The following is a 14,921-nucleotide window of genomic DNA, read 5'->3' on the forward strand; positions in this document are numbered from 1 at the left end:
TTACGAGAATGCCCGTCAATCCCGATCTCGCGATCCAACCGCCCGCCGATATCCTGCTCGAACGCTCCTTCGCGCTCGCGGACGAGGCCGCCAGCAATGCATTCGGCGAGCGCTTTGCACGGGCAATCGAAAGCATGCGCGAGTTGCAGCAAAACCCGCAGCAAAACCCGCAGCAAGACTCGCGGCAAGACCCACAGCAAAACTCGCCGCAAGCCACGCCGGGCACCGAAGCCAAGCAGCCATTCCATGGCCTGCAAGTACAACTCATCGGCGACCTCGGCGCGGGCAAGACCACGCTCGTGCGCGCGACCTTGCGCGGCCTCGGCCACACCGGCCGCGTGCGCAGTCCCACTTACACGCTTGTCGAACCCTACGTGCTCGAGCGGCCCGTTGGGGAACTCGCGCTCTATCACTTCGATCTGTACAGATTCACCGACCCGGCCGAATGGGCCGACGCCGGCTTTCGCGAGTACTTCGACAGCGGCGCTATTTGCCTCGTCGAATGGCCGCAGCGCGCCGGGCGTCTGCTTGGCATACCGGATCTCGTCTTCGCACTCGACCTGGACCAGGAGGGCGAAGGCCGGGTACTCGTTGCACGGGCATACAGCGAATCAGGAAAGGCATGTCTCGAAAGATGTTAATCAAACCGTTCCGCTCGATCGAATCGGCGGCCACCGCAACGCATAACTGGCGGCGCCGGCAGATTCTGCGCGCAGGCGCTTCCACGCTGGTGCTCGGCCTGGTCGCGCCGCGCCTCGCGTGGGCGAGTTCGGTGCTGGGTGTGCGGGTCTGGCCGGCGCGAGATTACACACGCGTCACGATCGAGTCGGATCAGCCTTTGCAGAACACGCAGCAATTGCTGCAGGGTCCGGACCGGCTGGTGGTCGATCTGAACGGCCTCGATCTGGATCAGGCGCTGAAGGATCTGGTATCGAAGATTACGCCGAATGACCCGCAGATCCAGTCGGTGCGCGTCGGCCAATATCAGCCGCACGTCGTGCGCATGGTGTTCGATCTGAAAGGCTCGGTGAAGCCGCAGGTGTTCACGCTGCCGCCCGTCGGCGCGTACAAATACCGGCTGGTGTTCGACCTGTACCCCGCGGTCGCACCCGATCCGTTGATGGATCTGCTCGCGCAGACCGAGCGCAAGCAACAAACGCTGGACGAAAACAACGCGCCGCCCGTCACGCTGAGCGGTCCCGGCACCACGCCGCCCACCGCTGACAACAGCGAGGCCTTTTTCGAACGTTATGCGCAGAACGGCGGCAGCGGGTCCGGGTCGGCCGTGCCGCACCCGCCCACGCATAGCGCGCCGCCGCCCGTTCCGCCCATCCTCGGCAAACCTGCCACACCGACGGCGCCTGTCGCGCCGCCCACCGCAATCGCCCGCAACAAGGGCGGCACCAGCGGCAGCAATCTGGGCGGCGACGACAGCGACAGCAGCGACAACTACGCCTTCACCAACCCGAAAACCGGCAAGAGCAACACCGTGCGTTTGCTCACGGTCGCCATCGACCCGGGTCACGGCGGCGAAGATCCGGGCGCGATTGGCGGCGCGGGGACCTACGAGAAGCACATCGCGCTCGACATCGCGAAGAAGCTGCGCGCAAAAATCGACGCCCAGCCGAACATGCGCTCCATGATGACGCGCGACGCCGATTTCTTCGTGCCGCTCAACGTGCGCGTGCAGAAGGCGCGGCGCGTGGGCGCGGACCTGTTCGTGTCGATCCATGCCGACGCGTTCACCACGCCCGAAGCGAAGGGTTCGTCCGTGTTCGCGCTGTCGGAGCACGGCGCGTCGAGCGCCGCGGCGCGCTGGATGGCAAACAAGGAGAACTCGTCGGATCAGATCGGCGGCATCAACATCAAGTCGGCCGACGCCTCCGTCAACCGCGCGCTGTTCGATATGTCGACCACCGCGCAGATTCGCGATTCGATGCGCTACGGCAACTTCGTGCTGAAGGAGATCGGCGGTATCAACAAGCTGCACAAGGGTTCGGTCGAACAGGCCGGATTCGCCGTGCTGAAGGCGCCGGACATTCCGTCGATCCTGGTGGAGACCGCGTTCATCAGCAACCCGGACGAGGAGCGCCGCCTGAATGACGACGCCTATCGCGACAAGATGGCCGATGCGATCATGAACGGCATCAAGCGCTATTTCGCGGCCAATCCCCCTCTGGCCAAGAACCGCATGACCTGATGCGGGGTGGCACGCAGGCAACAAAAAAACGGCCGCTCGATGCGGCCGTTTTTTTCTGCGTCACGCTTGAGCGCTGTTCAACGCGCCGGTGAAAAACGTTGCACGACCCACCCGCCGAACACATTCACCGCCAAACCCGCCATCACCAGCAAGGCGCCCACGACCTGCACCGTGGACAAGTGCTCGTCGAGAAACAGCGAAGCCGACGCCAGTCCGACAATCGGCACCAGCAGCGAGAACGGCGCCACCTGGCTGGCCGGATAGCGCGACAAAAGCCGGCTCCACAGACCATAGCCGATCAACGTCGCGATAAACGCGAGGTACACGATGGCGAAAATCGACATCGCGCTGATCCCGGACAACGCCGCGACGATCCGCTGCGGCCCTTCGAATGCGTACGACAGCGCGAGGAACGGCAACGGCGGAATCAGGCTGCCCCACACCACCAGCGCGACCAGATCGACCTTGCCGACCTTCTTGGTGACGATGTTGCCTAACGCCCAGGAACAGGCGGCGCACAACGTCAGCACGAAACCGGCGAGCGTCATCGCATGGCCGCCTTGCATGCCGATGACCGCGAGACCGGCCGCCGCGATCGACAAGCCAACGACGTTCGGCACGCGAAAGCGCTCATGCAGAAACACGGCCGCGAAAATCAGCGTGAAGAACGCCTGTGCCTGCAAGACAAGCGAAGCGAGCCCCGCCGGCATGCCGACGTACATGGCCGAGAATAGGAAGGCGAATTGCCCGAATGAAATCGTCGCGCCGTAAGCCAACAGCCAGCGCCAGGGCATCTGCGGCCGTTTGACGAAGAACACAGCGGGCACCGCGGCGAGCGTGAAGCGCAGCGCGCCGAGCAGCATGGGCGGCACCCCGTGCAGACCCACCTTGATCACCACGAAATTGACGCCCCACGCCACCACGACGACAAGCGCGAGCAGTAAGTCCCTGGGCGACATCCCAGTCTCCATTTGATTGTTCGATCTGGCAGTTTAGCGGAGCCCGCCGCGCCACGGGAGCCGCGCGCATTACGGAATCCCGAAGTCGCCATGCGGCGCAAACCGTCAGCATTGCGCCCTCCGCAGTAGAATCGTCTATCGAGCAAAAAACCGACTACCCCCTTTCAGCCGAGCCCGCCCATGTCTTCCTCGATTAAAGCCGTTCTCAAACCGCATTTGCGCGACGTCGGTAACCTCACCGTGCGGCGCGTGCTGCCGGCCATGGCGGCGCGCCTGATCGGCCCGTTCATCTTTTTCGACCACATGGGCCCTGCCACGCTCGCTCCCGGCGTCGGACTCGACGTACGTCCACACCCGCATATCGGGCTTGCCACCGTCACGTATCTGTTCGAAGGCTCGATCATGCATCGCGACAGCCTCGGCTCCGAGCAGAAGATCGTCCCAGGCGACGTCAACTGGATGACGGCGGGCCGCGGCATCGTCCATTCCGAGCGCACGCCCGCCGAAGAGCGCGCGAGCGGCCAGACCATGCACGGCATCCAGACCTGGGTCGCGCTGCCGCTCGAAGACGAAGATATCGAGCCGTCCTTCTCGCATCACGCCGCCGAGACGCTGCCGGTGGTCGAACGCAACGGCGTCGCGCTGCGCGTGATCGCGGGCACCGCGTTCGGCGCAACCTCGCCGGTCGCGACCTTTTCCGGCACGCTGTATGTAGCTGCGGAATTCGCCCCGGGTGGCGCCTTCGCGCTCGAACCGGAACACGAGGAGCGCGGCGTCTATCTGGCGGAAGGCGATCTGGAGATCGACGGCACACCGCTCGAAGCCGGTGAGATGGCCGTGCTCGCACTCGACGAAACCGTCACGCTTGCCAGCACCCACGGCGCGCGTGTCATGCTGCTCGGCGGCGAAAAACTGGACGGCGAGCGTTTTATCGAATGGAATTTCGTCGCCAGCTCGCGCGAGAAGATCGAAGCGGCGAAGCTGGCGTGGACCAATCAGGAGATGGGCAAAGTGCCGGGTGAAACCGAGTGGATTCCGCTGCCGCTGAAAAAATAAGCCAGCGTGGTCGCGGCCTGCATTCGCCGCGCTGAGTCATTGAATTCGCTGCACACGCCCCCATTTAGCCATCAACTGTTTTATCGACGAGGACGTAATGGATACCACGCTGGCCACTTTCGAACGGGACGTCATCACGGCGTCGACACTGGCCCCTGTGCTGGTCGATTTCTGGGCACCGTGGTGCGGTCCCTGCAAGACGCTCGGCCCGATGCTGGAAAAGCTCGAAGCCGAAGCAGCCGGCAAATGGAAGCTCGTCAAAGTGAACGTGGACGAGAACCAGGAACTGGCCGCGCACTTCCAGGTGCGCAGCATTCCGCACGTCATGGCGTTTGCCGATGGCCAGCCGGTGGATCAATTCGTCGGTGTGCTGCCGGAAAGCCAGTTGCGCGAATTCATCGAGCGCCTCGTGCCACAAGGCGCGGAAGCAGCGCGTCTTGAAGCGCAAGCCGCGTTGGCTGAAGGCCGCCGCGAGGATGCCTACAACGCACTGCAAGCAGCGCTCGCCTATGACCCCGGCTTCGACGAGGCGCGCATGGATCGCATCGAGATGCTGCTCGAAGATCAACGTATCGACGAAGCACGCAATGAAGTCGACCTGCTGTCGCCGAAGACCACGCAAGGGATCGACGCCCGCTTCAACGCGATCAAGACCCGGCTCGACGCCGTGGATGCAGCGGCCGATCTGCCGCCTACGGACGCGCTCGAAGCCAAAGTCGCGGCGCATCCTGACGATCTCGAAGCCCGCTTCGATCTGGCGAGTGCGCTCATTGCCCGCCGCAAATACGAAGGCGCGCTCGAGCAGCTGCTAGCTATCGTCCAACGCGACCGCACGTTCCGCGAAGACATCGGCCGCAAGACGATGCTTTCGGTGTTCGATCTCGCCGCGCATCAGCCGGAACTGGTGTCGCAATGGCGGCGCAAGCTGAGCGCGCTGCTGTTCTAGGCTGGTTTTAGACCTGTTCCGTTTTGCATTCAGGCGCGGCGCGGCAGCCGCGTCTGAATGCACTGCCGCACACGCGGCATAAACCGCCCTGGCGTCCTACCGCCCTACCGGCCTATTGCCGTATTACCCCTGGCATCAACCCGCTGCCTGCTTTGCCAAAGCCCGCAACACATGCGCGGCCGCGGCAAACCCGAAACTCGCGGTCACGCACACACTCGATCCAAATCCCGCACAGTTCAGACCCACCGGCCCCGTATGCCCCGGCGACGTGGTCACATGCTCCGCTTCCTCGTCGATATCGCACACGGCGGCTTCCGGATAGATCAACGGTTCGTCGGAGTACACCGCGCTCACCTTGAACTTCGCCTTCGGACCACGCGGGAAACCATGCTGCTTGCGCAACTGCCCGCGCACTTTCGACAACAGCGGGTCCTGGATGGTCAGCGCGAGATCGTCGATCCGGATGCGCGTTGGGTCCAGTTGGCCACCCGCGCCGCCTACCGTGATCAACGGCTGTTTCTTTTCGACGCACCACGCGATCAACGCGGTTTTGGTGCGCACGCTGTCGATTGCATCGATCACGTAGTCAAAACCGCCGCCGAGCGTTGCCGCGAAATTGTCCGGCTCGACGAAGTCTTCAACCAGCCGCACGTCGCAGAACGGATTGATTGCCGCGATGCGTTCGGCCATCGCTTCGACTTTCGGTTTTCCGTAGTTACCGTCCAGCGCATGGATCTGGCGGTTAGTGTTGCTCTCGGCGACATTGTCCAGATCGATCAGGGTCAGCGTGCCGACCGCACTGCGCGCCAATGCCTCTGCTACCCACGAACCCACCCCGCCGATGCCGATCACGGCGACGTGTGCGCCTTCGAATGCAGCGAGCGCCGGCGCGCCGTACAGCCGGGCAACGCCGCCGAAGCGCCGCGCGCGGTCGGCGGTTTCGCTCCCGTCGAGGCTGGTAGTAAGATCAGAAGGCGCGGCGGTACTGGACATAGTGGAAGGCTCGTTCAAAGCAGGCAAAGCACAAAGTGATGAAAACGCTCGGGCGCGCCCAAGCGTTCCCAGCCCGTATTTTGCCTGATCGCGTCAATCGGCATGACCACGCCAATCTGGAGGACAAACGGCGGCTAACGTTGTAACGTGGCTGTAGCGTGCATATCCACACAGCCCCGCGGGCCTTGATCTGGTTGCGGGCAAAAACTTCAAGCCCTGGCTATACTGATTGGACTGAAGCGTTCGCATAAGAATATGACCTCCCTCGCCGAACTTCGAAAAAATTATTCGCTGGGTTCTTTGGACGTGGCCGATATCGACCGCAACCCGTTTCGTCAATTCGAGACGTGGTTTCAGCAAGCGGTAGACGCCCAATTGCCCGAGCCGAATACCATGACGCTAGCCACGGTCGACTCGCGTGGCCGGCCGTCGGCGCGCATCGTGCTGATCAAAGGGGTCGACGAGCGCGGCTTTGTGTTCTTCACCAATTACGAAAGCCGCAAGGGCCGCGAACTGGCCGCCAATCCCTACGCAAGCCTGCTCTTCTACTGGATCGAACTCGAGCGCCAGGTGCGTATTGAAGGCCGCATCGTCAAAACCAGCGCGGAAGAAAGCGATACGTATTTTGCGTCGCGCCCGCTTGGCTCACGCATCGGTGCGTGGGCATCCAATCAAAGTCAGGTAATTGAAAGCCGTTCGCAGCTTGAGACGCGCGAACGTGAAATTGGCCTGCAATACGGCGACCATCCACCGCGCCCGCCGCACTGGGGCGGTTATCGTTTGGTACCCGAAGCAATCGAATTCTGGCAGGGCCGGCCGTCGCGTTTGCACGACCGGTTGCTCTACACACGTTCAAGCGAAAACAGCGACTGGCAAATCTCCCGCCTATCGCCTTGAATCGGAATACAACACCATACGCGCGTTGCCAACGCAGCAGCGCGCGCCGGAAGGACTGCGTCTCGCGGCATAGGAGTTGCGCCGCACGGAGACGCAATCCGCACAGGCTTTGCTTTAGTTCAACGGACACGGAGAGTTCACATGTTCTGGGAGAAAAAGCTGGCGCAGTGGGTGGAAGAGGTAAAAACCAAGGCTAACCTGCCAGCACGCCTTGTGCTGTGGGACGGTCAGCAACATGACTTCGGGCAGTTCGCCGCGCCTCAGGTCACGCTACATGTCAAAAGCGCTACGGCGCTGCCTTACCTGCTCGAACCGAGCCTCGACAATCTCGGCGAGGCGTACGTGAAGGGCAAGATCGATATCGAAGGCAAGCTGTCCGATATCATCAACGTCGGCTATCAGCTGGCGCGCAACACCGTCACGAGCGCAAGCAAGCTGGCGCGCGTGCGACGCTATTTCAATCACTCGAAGTCGTCGGACAAGAAGGCCATTCAGTATCACTACGACGTCTCGAACGAGTTCTACAAGCTGTGGCTCGACGAGAATATGGTGTACTCGTGTGCGTACTTCGAAAACGGCAATGAAGATCTCGCCACCGCGCAGATCAAGAAGATCGATCACATCCTCACCAAGATCCAGTTGCAACCGGGGCAGCGCCTGCTCGATATCGGCTGCGGCTGGGGCGCACTCGTCCTGCGCGCCGCGCAGAAATTCGGCGCGAAGTGTGTCGGGGTGACGTTGTCGCAGAACCAGTTCGATCTCGCGACCGCGCGTGTGAAAGCCGCGGGCCTGGAAAACCAGATTGAGATTCGTCTGCAGGATTATCGCGACGTCGAGGGGCAATTCGATCGCATCACCAGCGTCGGCATGTTCGAGCACGTCGGCCGCAAGAATCTGCCGGGCTACTTCCAGAAGATCCACGATCTGCTCGTCGACGACGGCATCGCCATGAATCACGGTATCACGTCGAGCGATGCGGATAGCGGCGAAACCGCGCTGGGCGGCGGCGAATTTATCGACCGTTATGTGTTCCCGGACGGCGAACTGCCGCACATCAGCCTTGCGCTCGAATCGATGCAGCGCGGTGGCCTTGAAGCGGTTGACGTCGAAAGCCTGCGCCGTCACTATGCGCACACGCTGGACATCTGGGCGGATAACTTCGAAACGCACGCGGACGAAGCCCGCAAGCTGGTCGACGACGAAAAATTCCGCATCTGGCGCGTGTATCTCGCCGGTTGCGCGTATGCATTCGAAAACGACGACGTCTCGATCTACCAGGTGGTGTGCCGCAAAGCCGGCCGCAGCGCGAAAACCTTGCCGTGGTCGCGTCGCTATATGTACGACAAAACGTTGTGATACGGTTGCGCCGTGGCGATCTACCGTCGCCGCGTGCCGGGGCTACGGACACTGCATAGGCAGGCCGACGCGGCGCAAACCCTAAACGACAGCAGGTCGGACATAGATGGACCAGAGCGGGACAAGCGAAGTTGAACAGCCGGTGAGCGGCGCAGATGAGGTGCAGGCCGGCGCCGTGCAATTCGATCTGTTCGGGATGCCGGTGGAACAGAAGCCGGTATCGGCACCGGCATCCGCACCGAAGCCTGACGCCGGAGCAAAACCACCGCGTGCGACTACGCAAGCCAATGCCGCACCGGCAACGGCCGATACGCCGAGGAAACGCCGCTCACGCGACGTTCTCGCCGCACCGCCCTCTGCCGAACTCCTCGCGATCGCTGCCGAACTGCCGCCGCAGGTGCATCTCGGCACGTCGACATGGTCGTTTCCGGGCTGGAACGGCATCGTCTACGGCGACGAATACAGCAATAGCAAACTCTCGCGCGAAGGCCTGACGGCCTACGGCGCGCATCCGCTGCTGAAGACTGTCAGCATCGACCGGTCGTTTTACCAGGCGCTCACGGTCACCGAATACTTGCGCTACGCGCAGCAGGTGCCGGAGCACTTCCGCTTCATCGTCAAAGCTCCGATGACGATCACCGACGCCACCGTGCGCGCCGAACGCGGCGAGCCGGTCTCGCTGAATCCGTGCTTTCTGAACGCGCAAATGGCGATCGACGACTTCGTCACGCCATGCCTCGAAGGCCTCGGTGCCAAAGCCGGTGCGCTGGTGTTCCAGCTCTCGCCGCTGCCCGACCAGATGCTCGCGCAACCGGCGGCGTTCATCGAGCGACTCGCGGAATTCATGGCAGCGTTGCCCAAGCTGCCCGGCGGCACCTGCTATGCGATCGAAATCCGCGATGCAAGTCTGCTCACGCCACGCTTCATCCGCACGCTGAAAGCGGCAGGGGTGCGGTATTGCGTGGGGATTCATGCGCGGATGCCGGACCCGTTACGTCAGGCGGCGGCGCTCGCGCTGCTGGACGGCGAGCCGGCCGGCCCGCTGATCGTGCGCTGGAGTTTGCACGGCGGCTTCAAATACGAGCAGGCGAAAGCCAAGTACGAACCGTTCGACCGGCTGGTCGATCAGGACCCGGGCACCCGCGCCGCGCTCGCCGAACTGGCCGCGCGCTACGCGCTGGCCGGCCAGCCGGTGGTGATCGCCGTCAACAACAAGGCGGAAGGCTCGGCGCCGTTAAGCTGCGTGGAACTCGCGCGGGAGATTATCGAGGCGTACGCGCGGCTAGCTCACGAACATGAGCACGACCACGACGACACGCAAGCGGCGCCTGCAGCTGAGCCGCAATCGGACCCGAGTGAGCGGGACGAAGGCGCCGAGCCCGGCAGCCAGAACTGAGCTGTCGGCGCAGGTAGAACAAGCCGCATCGGACCGCCGGTCCGCCGGTCCGCCGCCAAAGGCTCAGCTCGCCTTGATCCGATGCGCGAACTTCTGACGGAATTTCGCGACCTTCGGCGCCACCACGAACGAGCAGTAGCCCTGATTCGGATGCTGCGCGAAATAGTTCTGGTGATATGCCTCGGCCGGCCAGTAGTTGCCGTCGAGCGGCAGCACCTGGGTGACGATCTGGCCATCGTAGATACCCTGTTCGCCGATCTCGCGGATCGCCTGCAAGGCCGTTTCGCGCTGCGCGTCGGAATGGGTAAAAATCACCGAGCGGTATTGCGTGCCGACGTCGTTACCCTGCCGGTTCAACTGGGTCGGATCGTGAATCGCGAAGAAAATATCGAGAATCTCGCGATAGCTGATCTTCGCCGGATCGAAGTCGACGTTCACGACCTCCGCGTGGCCGGTTACGCCGTCGCACACCTGCTCATAGGTCGGCCGCTGGGTGTGGCCGCCCGCATAGCCGGACTCCACTGAGTTCACGCCTTCGACGCCCAGATACACCGCTTCGAGACACCAGAAACACCCGCCACCGAGGGTGGCGATTTCGCCTGTCTGACTCATGCTGCTTGCTCCTTGATACCCATAGCCGGCCAATGCCGGTCCCAGTTCACCGCAACGCTCATGCCACCGCCCAGACTTTCCAGCTTAGCGGTTTTTCCACTAGCTGGCAGGGCGCGCGGCCAGTCCACCGCGATTGCAGTTAAAATTGGGACAAATCGACGATTTTCACTATGACTTTTGAATCATTTGTTTCTGGCCGCATGCACGATGGGTCCGGACCGGGGCTCACCCGGTTTGACGCAAAGGCTTACGTCCAATGAAGCGCGCCAGTCCGCCCAACTTCGACCAGTCCGCCTTTAAACAGGCGCTCAGTCAATTCGCCACCGGCGTCACCGTGATTACGACACGCGCGGCGTCCGGCCAATTGATCGGCATCACGGCCAGCTCGTTCAATTCGGTTTCGCTCAATCCGCCGCTGGTGCTGTGGAGCCTCGCCACGCGCTCGGCGTCGATGCCGGTGTTCCGCGCCAACAGTCACTACGTGGTCAACGTGCTGGCCGCGTCGCAGCTCGATCTGTGCAAACGCTTCGCGACGGTGAAGGGAGATCGTTTCGAAGGGGTCTCGCATGCCGAGGGCGACACCGGTATGCCGGTGCTCGACGGCGCGCTCGCCTGGTTCGAATGCCATAACCGCAGCCGCTACGAGGAAGGCGACCACGTGATTTTCGTCGGCGAAGTGGAGCGCTGCGGGGTTCACGAGCATGCTGCGGAGATTGCCCCGCTGGTGTTTCAGAACGGCCAGTTTCACGGGCTCAAGCCGTTCTGAACGGACGGCGGCGCCTTGGGATCGGCGGCCTCCACGCGCCCAGATACAGGCACGCGTAAGCGGCCCCGCCGCCCGCATTCAGCTATGCGTCGCGCTATGACCGCTGCTTTTCGTCACTAGCGACACCGGCACGCCCGAATCTTCCTTCAGCGTCTGCAGCACGATATTCGAACGAATATCCATCACGCCCGGCGCCTTGTAGAGGCGTTGCAGCACGAAATCCGAATAGTGTTTGAGATTGTGGGCGAGCACCCGCAACAGATAGTGGGTTTCGCCGGTCACGACAAATGCGCCGACGACCTCCGGCCAATCCCTCACCGCTTCAGCAAAACGCTCGTGCCAGTTTTCCTGGTCGTTGCGCATCGACACCTGCACGAACGCTTCCAGTTCGAAACCCAGCACTTCGCGGTTCAGACACGCGCGGTAATGTTCGATGACGCCCTGCTCTTCCAGCAGACGCAGGCGTCGTAGACAGGCCGACGGCGAAAGCGAAATACGCTCCGCCAAATCGAGATTGCTGATCCGTCCTTCTTGCTGAAGCACCGTCAAGATACGGCAATCGGTGGCGTCGAGCGAGATCGCGTTCATATTCGGTCTCCCTTTCCCATTTGACTCAAATTATGTTCCAAGACACGGCTCAGAAGGAGATTTTTTCGCAATCACATTTCGCGTCAAGCCACCTATCATTTGTGGATAGACACAATCCGCCGATGGAGACATGGACACACTCTGGGACATCACCCCCGCCGTCGATACGGCGACGCCCGTCTGGCCGGGCGATACGCCGGTCGGCATTGAACGCGTGTGGCGCATGGAGGCGGGCTCGCCCGTCAACGTCGCGCGCCTGACACTGTCGCCGCACACCGGCGCCCACACCGACGCCCCCCTTCACTACGACGCCGAAGGCCCGGCAATCGGCCAGGTTGCGCTCGATGCGTACCTTGGACGGTGTCGCGTGATTCATTGCATCGGCGCTTCGCCTGTTGTGACGCCACAACACCTGAGCGGCTCGCTCGACGACCTGCCGCCGCGAGTCTTACTACGCACTTACAAAAACGCGCCGACCGAGGTCTGGGACAGCTCATTCTGCGCGGTCGCGCCGGAAACGATCGACTTGCTGGCAGCGAGAGGGGTGAAGCTGATCGGCATCGACACGCCGTCGCTCGATCCGCAGGAATCGAAGACGATGGACGCGCATCACCGGATTCGCGCGCACCGCATGGCGATCCTCGAAGGGATCGTGCTGGATGCGGTCGCGCCCGGCGACTACGAGTTGATCGCGCTGCCGCTCAAGCTGACCTCGCTCGACGCGAGCCCTGTGCGCGCCGTGCTGCGGGCGCTGCCCGAATCGCGGTGAACACGGGCGCTAAAGGCGCTGCTGGTGCCTGCCGAAACTGAATCACATTCACCGAACTCTCCCAATCCCTTTGACTGGACCAACATGAACACTCGTGACGAAGCACTGGCGCTCGATAACGCCGACCCGCTCGCGCCGCTGCGCGACCAGTTCGCACTCTCGCCGAGCACCATCTATCTCGACGGCAATTCGCTCGGCGTGCCGCCGGCCGCCGCCGCCCAACGCGCGCAGACTGTGATCGGCGCCGAATGGGGCGAAGGCCTGATCCGCAGCTGGAACACTGCGGGCTGGTTCGAATTGCCGCGCCGTCTCGGCAACAAGCTCGCGCCGCTGATCGGCGCGGCCGACAACGAAGTGGTCGTCACCGACACGATTTCGATCAACCTGTTCAAGCTTTTGTCGGCGGCCGTGCGCCTCGCAAACGCGCGCGATCCGAAGCGTCGCGTGATCGTTTCCGAGCGCTCGAATTTCCCGACCGATCTGTACATCGCGCAAGGGCTGATCGAACAACTCGACCGCGGCTATGAATTGCGCCTTGTCGACGATCCCTCCGAGTTGCCCGCCGCGATCGGCGACGACACCGCAATCGCGATGATCACGCACGTGAATTACCGCACCGGCTACATGCACGACATGGCCGCGCTGACCAACCTCATCCACGACAAGGGCGCACTCGCGCTGTGGGATCTCGCGCATTCGGCGGGCGCGGTGCCGGTCGATCTGAACGGCGTCGGCGCCGACTACGCAGTCGGCTGCACGTATAAATATCTGAATGGCGGCCCCGGTTCACCGGCGTTCGTTTGGGTACCGAAGCGCCATCAAAACGATTTCGCGCAGCCGCTGTCCGGCTGGTGGGGGCATCGCGCGCCGTTCAAGATGGACCCGGCCTACCAGCCCGATGACGGCATCGGCCGCTTCCTGTGCGGCACGCAACCGATGGTGTCGATGTCGCTCGTCGAATGCGGACTCGATGTGTTCCTGCAAACGGATATGCAAACGATCCGCGCCAAGTCGCTCGCGTTGACCGATCTGTTTATCGAGCTGGTCGAGGCGCGTTGCGGCGAGTTTCCCTTGAAGCTCGTCACGCCGCGTGAGCATGCGCGACGCGGTTCGCACGCGAGCTTCGAGCATCCGCATGGCTATGAAGTGATGCAGGCGCTGATCGCGCGTGGCGTGATCGGCGATTATCGTGAGCCCCATGTGCTGCGGTTTGGTTTTACACCGCTGTATACGCGCTTTGTCGATGTATGGGATGCAGTGGAGACGCTGCGCGAGGTGCTTACGCAAGAGAGCTGGCGAGCACCTGAATTTGCCGCACGCGGCGCAGTGACCTGAGGAACACGTAATGACCGATCACATGCAAACGCCGGGATTGCCGGAAGAGAAGCCGGCGCAAGGCTGTCCGTTTGGGCACGGCAGTGGGGCTGTCCATTCGGCTCCGGAGACGGCCTCCGCTACGGCCGCTGCTGCAGATTCCGGCGATGGCTGGCATGACGCGCAACTCGATTTTTCGGAGTCGATGAGTTACGGCGATTATCTTTCGCTGGGGAAGGTGTTGGACGCGCAGCATCCGTTGTCGCCGGATCACAACGAGATGCTGTTTATCATCCAGCACCAGACGAGTGAGTTGTGGATGAAGCTCGCGCTGTATGAACTGCGCGCGGCGTTGAAGGCCGTGCATCGCGACGAGTTGCCGCCAGCGTTCAAGATGCTCGCACGCGTGTCGCGGATCATGGAGCAGCTCGTCCAGGCATGGAGCGTTCTCGCGACGATGACGCCGTCCGAGTACACGGCGATGCGGCCTTACCTGGGCAGCTCTTCCGGATTCCAGTCTTATCAGTATCGGCAGATCGAGTTTTTGCTCGGCAATAAGAATGAGCAGATGCTGAAGCCGCATGCGCATCGGGCCGATGTATTCGCAGAGGTTAAGGCCTCGCTGGAATCACCTTCTTTCTACGACGAAGTCGTGCGCTTGCTGGCGCGGCGTGGGTTTGCAATTTCACCGTCCAGGTTGGAGAGAGACTGGACACAGCCGACTGTCCATGATGCTTCTGTCGAAGCAGCCTGGCTGGAGGTCTATCGGAATCCTTCGCAACATTGGGAGCTGTACGAGATGGCGGAGGAACTTGTCGATCTCGAGGATGCATTTCGCCAGTGGCGCTTCAGGCACGTGACGACCGTCGAGCGGATCATCGGATTCAAGCAAGGCACGGGCGGCACGAGCGGCGCGCCTTATCTGCGCAAGATGCTGGATGTGGTTCTGTTTCCTGAGCTTTGGCATGTGAGGACGATGCTTTAAGACGCCAGTTCACCAAGCATTCCTGAAATTCGGCTGCGCCCTCGTCTGCTGGAACATCTTCAGGCGTACGGAGCAGCCTTTTTT

Annotated in this window: 15 protein-coding genes; 11 read left to right on the forward strand and 4 right to left on the reverse strand. The window is 62.3% G+C overall.

Annotated elements, in window-relative coordinates; genetic code table 11:
- Window positions 1-8: 8 nt before the first annotated feature.
- A complete protein-coding gene (gene tsaE, locus AC57B6_RS31490) occupies window positions 9-641 on the forward strand; it encodes a tRNA (adenosine(37)-N6)-threonylcarbamoyltransferase complex ATPase subunit type 1 TsaE (protein ID WP_496422790.1) in 633 nt (210 codons plus the stop codon).
- Window positions 623-2,200, forward strand: coding sequence for an N-acetylmuramoyl-L-alanine amidase (locus tag AC57B6_RS31495; RefSeq protein WP_496422791.1), 1,578 nt, complete (start codon window positions 623-625; stop codon window positions 2,198-2,200). The genes tsaE and AC57B6_RS31495 overlap by 19 nt, the downstream gene beginning before the upstream one ends.
- 77 nt (window positions 2,201-2,277) lie before the next feature.
- Here AC57B6_RS31495 and AC57B6_RS31500 read toward each other — a convergent pair whose 3' ends face one another.
- The gene (locus tag AC57B6_RS31500; RefSeq protein WP_216750050.1) at window positions 2,278-3,159 is read right to left on the reverse strand and encodes an EamA family transporter; all 882 of its coding nucleotides are present in this window, start codon (window positions 3,157-3,159) and stop codon (window positions 2,278-2,280) included.
- A gap of 180 nt (window positions 3,160-3,339) precedes the next feature.
- Between AC57B6_RS31500 and AC57B6_RS31505 the strand changes: the two genes are divergently transcribed.
- Window positions 3,340-4,215, forward strand: a complete 876-nt coding sequence (locus AC57B6_RS31505) for a pirin family protein (protein ID WP_496422792.1) — start codon at window positions 3,340-3,342, stop codon at window positions 4,213-4,215.
- 97 nt (window positions 4,216-4,312) lie between these two features.
- Window positions 4,313-5,161 carry a thioredoxin gene (gene trxA, locus AC57B6_RS31510; RefSeq protein ID WP_496422793.1) on the forward strand — a complete coding sequence of 283 codons (849 nt, stop codon included), beginning with the start codon at window positions 4,313-4,315 and terminating at the stop codon, window positions 5,159-5,161.
- 135 nt (window positions 5,162-5,296) lie between these two features.
- Here the strand turns inward: trxA and tcdA are convergent, their stop codons facing one another.
- Window positions 5,297-6,154 (reverse strand): tRNA cyclic N6-threonylcarbamoyladenosine(37) synthase TcdA, encoded by an 858-nt coding sequence (gene tcdA, locus AC57B6_RS31515; RefSeq protein ID WP_028197955.1) that lies wholly within the window; start codon window positions 6,152-6,154, stop codon window positions 5,297-5,299.
- Between the two features lie 255 nt (window positions 6,155-6,409).
- Between tcdA and pdxH the strand changes: the two genes are divergently transcribed.
- The 3 genes from pdxH to AC57B6_RS31530 all read left to right on the forward strand — a co-directional run bounded on the left by pdxH (window position 6,410) and on the right by AC57B6_RS31530 (window position 9,803).
- Window positions 6,410-7,051: a pyridoxamine 5'-phosphate oxidase gene (pdxH, locus tag AC57B6_RS31520; protein WP_496422794.1), complete on the forward strand. Its 642-nt coding sequence runs from the start codon at window positions 6,410-6,412 to the stop codon at window positions 7,049-7,051.
- Window positions 7,052-7,192: 141 nt separating this feature from the next.
- On the forward strand, window positions 7,193-8,407 hold the full coding sequence (locus AC57B6_RS31525) for an SAM-dependent methyltransferase (RefSeq protein ID WP_144192434.1): 1,215 nt from the start codon (window positions 7,193-7,195) through the stop codon (window positions 8,405-8,407).
- 106 nt (window positions 8,408-8,513) lie between these two features.
- Window positions 8,514-9,803, forward strand: coding sequence for a DUF72 domain-containing protein (locus tag AC57B6_RS31530; RefSeq protein WP_496422795.1), 1,290 nt, complete (start codon window positions 8,514-8,516; stop codon window positions 9,801-9,803).
- Between the two features lie 63 nt (window positions 9,804-9,866).
- Here the strand turns inward: AC57B6_RS31530 and msrA are convergent, their stop codons facing one another.
- Complete coding sequence (msrA, locus tag AC57B6_RS31535) at window positions 9,867-10,415, reverse strand: peptide-methionine (S)-S-oxide reductase MsrA (RefSeq protein WP_028197959.1); 549 nt, start codon at window positions 10,413-10,415, stop codon at window positions 9,867-9,869.
- A 256-nt stretch (window positions 10,416-10,671) separates the two neighbouring features.
- Here msrA and AC57B6_RS31540 point away from each other — a divergent pair, with 256 nt between their 5' ends.
- Complete coding sequence (locus AC57B6_RS31540) at window positions 10,672-11,181, forward strand: flavin reductase family protein (RefSeq protein ID WP_046567896.1); 510 nt, start codon at window positions 10,672-10,674, stop codon at window positions 11,179-11,181.
- Window positions 11,182-11,259: 78 nt separating this feature from the next.
- Here the strand turns inward: AC57B6_RS31540 and AC57B6_RS31545 are convergent, their stop codons facing one another.
- Entirely contained in the window at window positions 11,260-11,769 is a 510-nt protein-coding gene (locus AC57B6_RS31545; RefSeq protein ID WP_028197961.1) for an Lrp/AsnC family transcriptional regulator, read from the reverse strand.
- Between the two features lie 130 nt (window positions 11,770-11,899).
- Between AC57B6_RS31545 and kynB the strand changes: the two genes are divergently transcribed.
- The 3 genes from kynB (at window position 11,900) to kynA (ending at window position 14,837) form a co-directional block, all read left to right on the forward strand.
- Window positions 11,900-12,538, forward strand: coding sequence for an arylformamidase (kynB, locus tag AC57B6_RS31550; RefSeq protein WP_406867505.1), 639 nt, complete (start codon window positions 11,900-11,902; stop codon window positions 12,536-12,538).
- Between the two features lie 84 nt (window positions 12,539-12,622).
- Window positions 12,623-13,873, forward strand: coding sequence for a kynureninase (gene kynU / locus AC57B6_RS31555; RefSeq protein WP_496422796.1), 1,251 nt, complete (start codon window positions 12,623-12,625; stop codon window positions 13,871-13,873).
- 10 nt (window positions 13,874-13,883) lie between these two features.
- Entirely contained in the window at window positions 13,884-14,837 is a 954-nt protein-coding gene (gene kynA / locus AC57B6_RS31560; protein WP_030101098.1) for a tryptophan 2,3-dioxygenase, read from the forward strand.
- The last annotated feature ends 84 nt before the right edge of the window (window positions 14,838-14,921 follow it).

The sequence above is a fragment of the Paraburkholderia sp. BGA-UO-ETr-F12 genome (assembly GCF_059567945.1).

Excerpts from the sequence above, each read along its gene's own strand:
- tsaE (WP_496422790.1), top strand. The coding sequence starts at position 9 with ATGCCCGTCAATCCCGATCTCGCGATCCAACCGCCCGCCGATATCCTG.
- AC57B6_RS31495 (WP_496422791.1), top strand. The coding sequence starts at position 623 with ATGTCTCGAAAGATGTTAATCAAACCGTTCCGCTCGATCGAATCGGCG.
- AC57B6_RS31500 (WP_216750050.1), bottom strand. The coding sequence starts at position 3,159 with ATGTCGCCCAGGGACTTACTGCTCGCGCTTGTCGTCGTGGTGGCGTGG.
- AC57B6_RS31505 (WP_496422792.1), top strand. The coding sequence starts at position 3,340 with ATGTCTTCCTCGATTAAAGCCGTTCTCAAACCGCATTTGCGCGACGTC.
- trxA (WP_496422793.1), top strand. The coding sequence starts at position 4,313 with ATGGATACCACGCTGGCCACTTTCGAACGGGACGTCATCACGGCGTCG.
- tcdA (WP_028197955.1), bottom strand. The coding sequence starts at position 6,154 with ATGTCCAGTACCGCCGCGCCTTCTGATCTTACTACCAGCCTCGACGGG.
- pdxH (WP_496422794.1), top strand. The coding sequence starts at position 6,410 with ATGACCTCCCTCGCCGAACTTCGAAAAAATTATTCGCTGGGTTCTTTG.
- AC57B6_RS31525 (WP_144192434.1), top strand. The coding sequence starts at position 7,193 with ATGTTCTGGGAGAAAAAGCTGGCGCAGTGGGTGGAAGAGGTAAAAACC.
- AC57B6_RS31530 (WP_496422795.1), top strand. The coding sequence starts at position 8,514 with ATGGACCAGAGCGGGACAAGCGAAGTTGAACAGCCGGTGAGCGGCGCA.
- msrA (WP_028197959.1), bottom strand. The coding sequence starts at position 10,415 with ATGAGTCAGACAGGCGAAATCGCCACCCTCGGTGGCGGGTGTTTCTGG.
- AC57B6_RS31540 (WP_046567896.1), top strand. The coding sequence starts at position 10,672 with ATGAAGCGCGCCAGTCCGCCCAACTTCGACCAGTCCGCCTTTAAACAG.
- AC57B6_RS31545 (WP_028197961.1), bottom strand. The coding sequence starts at position 11,769 with ATGAACGCGATCTCGCTCGACGCCACCGATTGCCGTATCTTGACGGTG.
- kynB (WP_406867505.1), top strand. The coding sequence starts at position 11,900 with ATGGACACACTCTGGGACATCACCCCCGCCGTCGATACGGCGACGCCC.
- kynU (WP_496422796.1), top strand. The coding sequence starts at position 12,623 with ATGAACACTCGTGACGAAGCACTGGCGCTCGATAACGCCGACCCGCTC.
- kynA (WP_030101098.1), top strand. The coding sequence starts at position 13,884 with ATGACCGATCACATGCAAACGCCGGGATTGCCGGAAGAGAAGCCGGCG.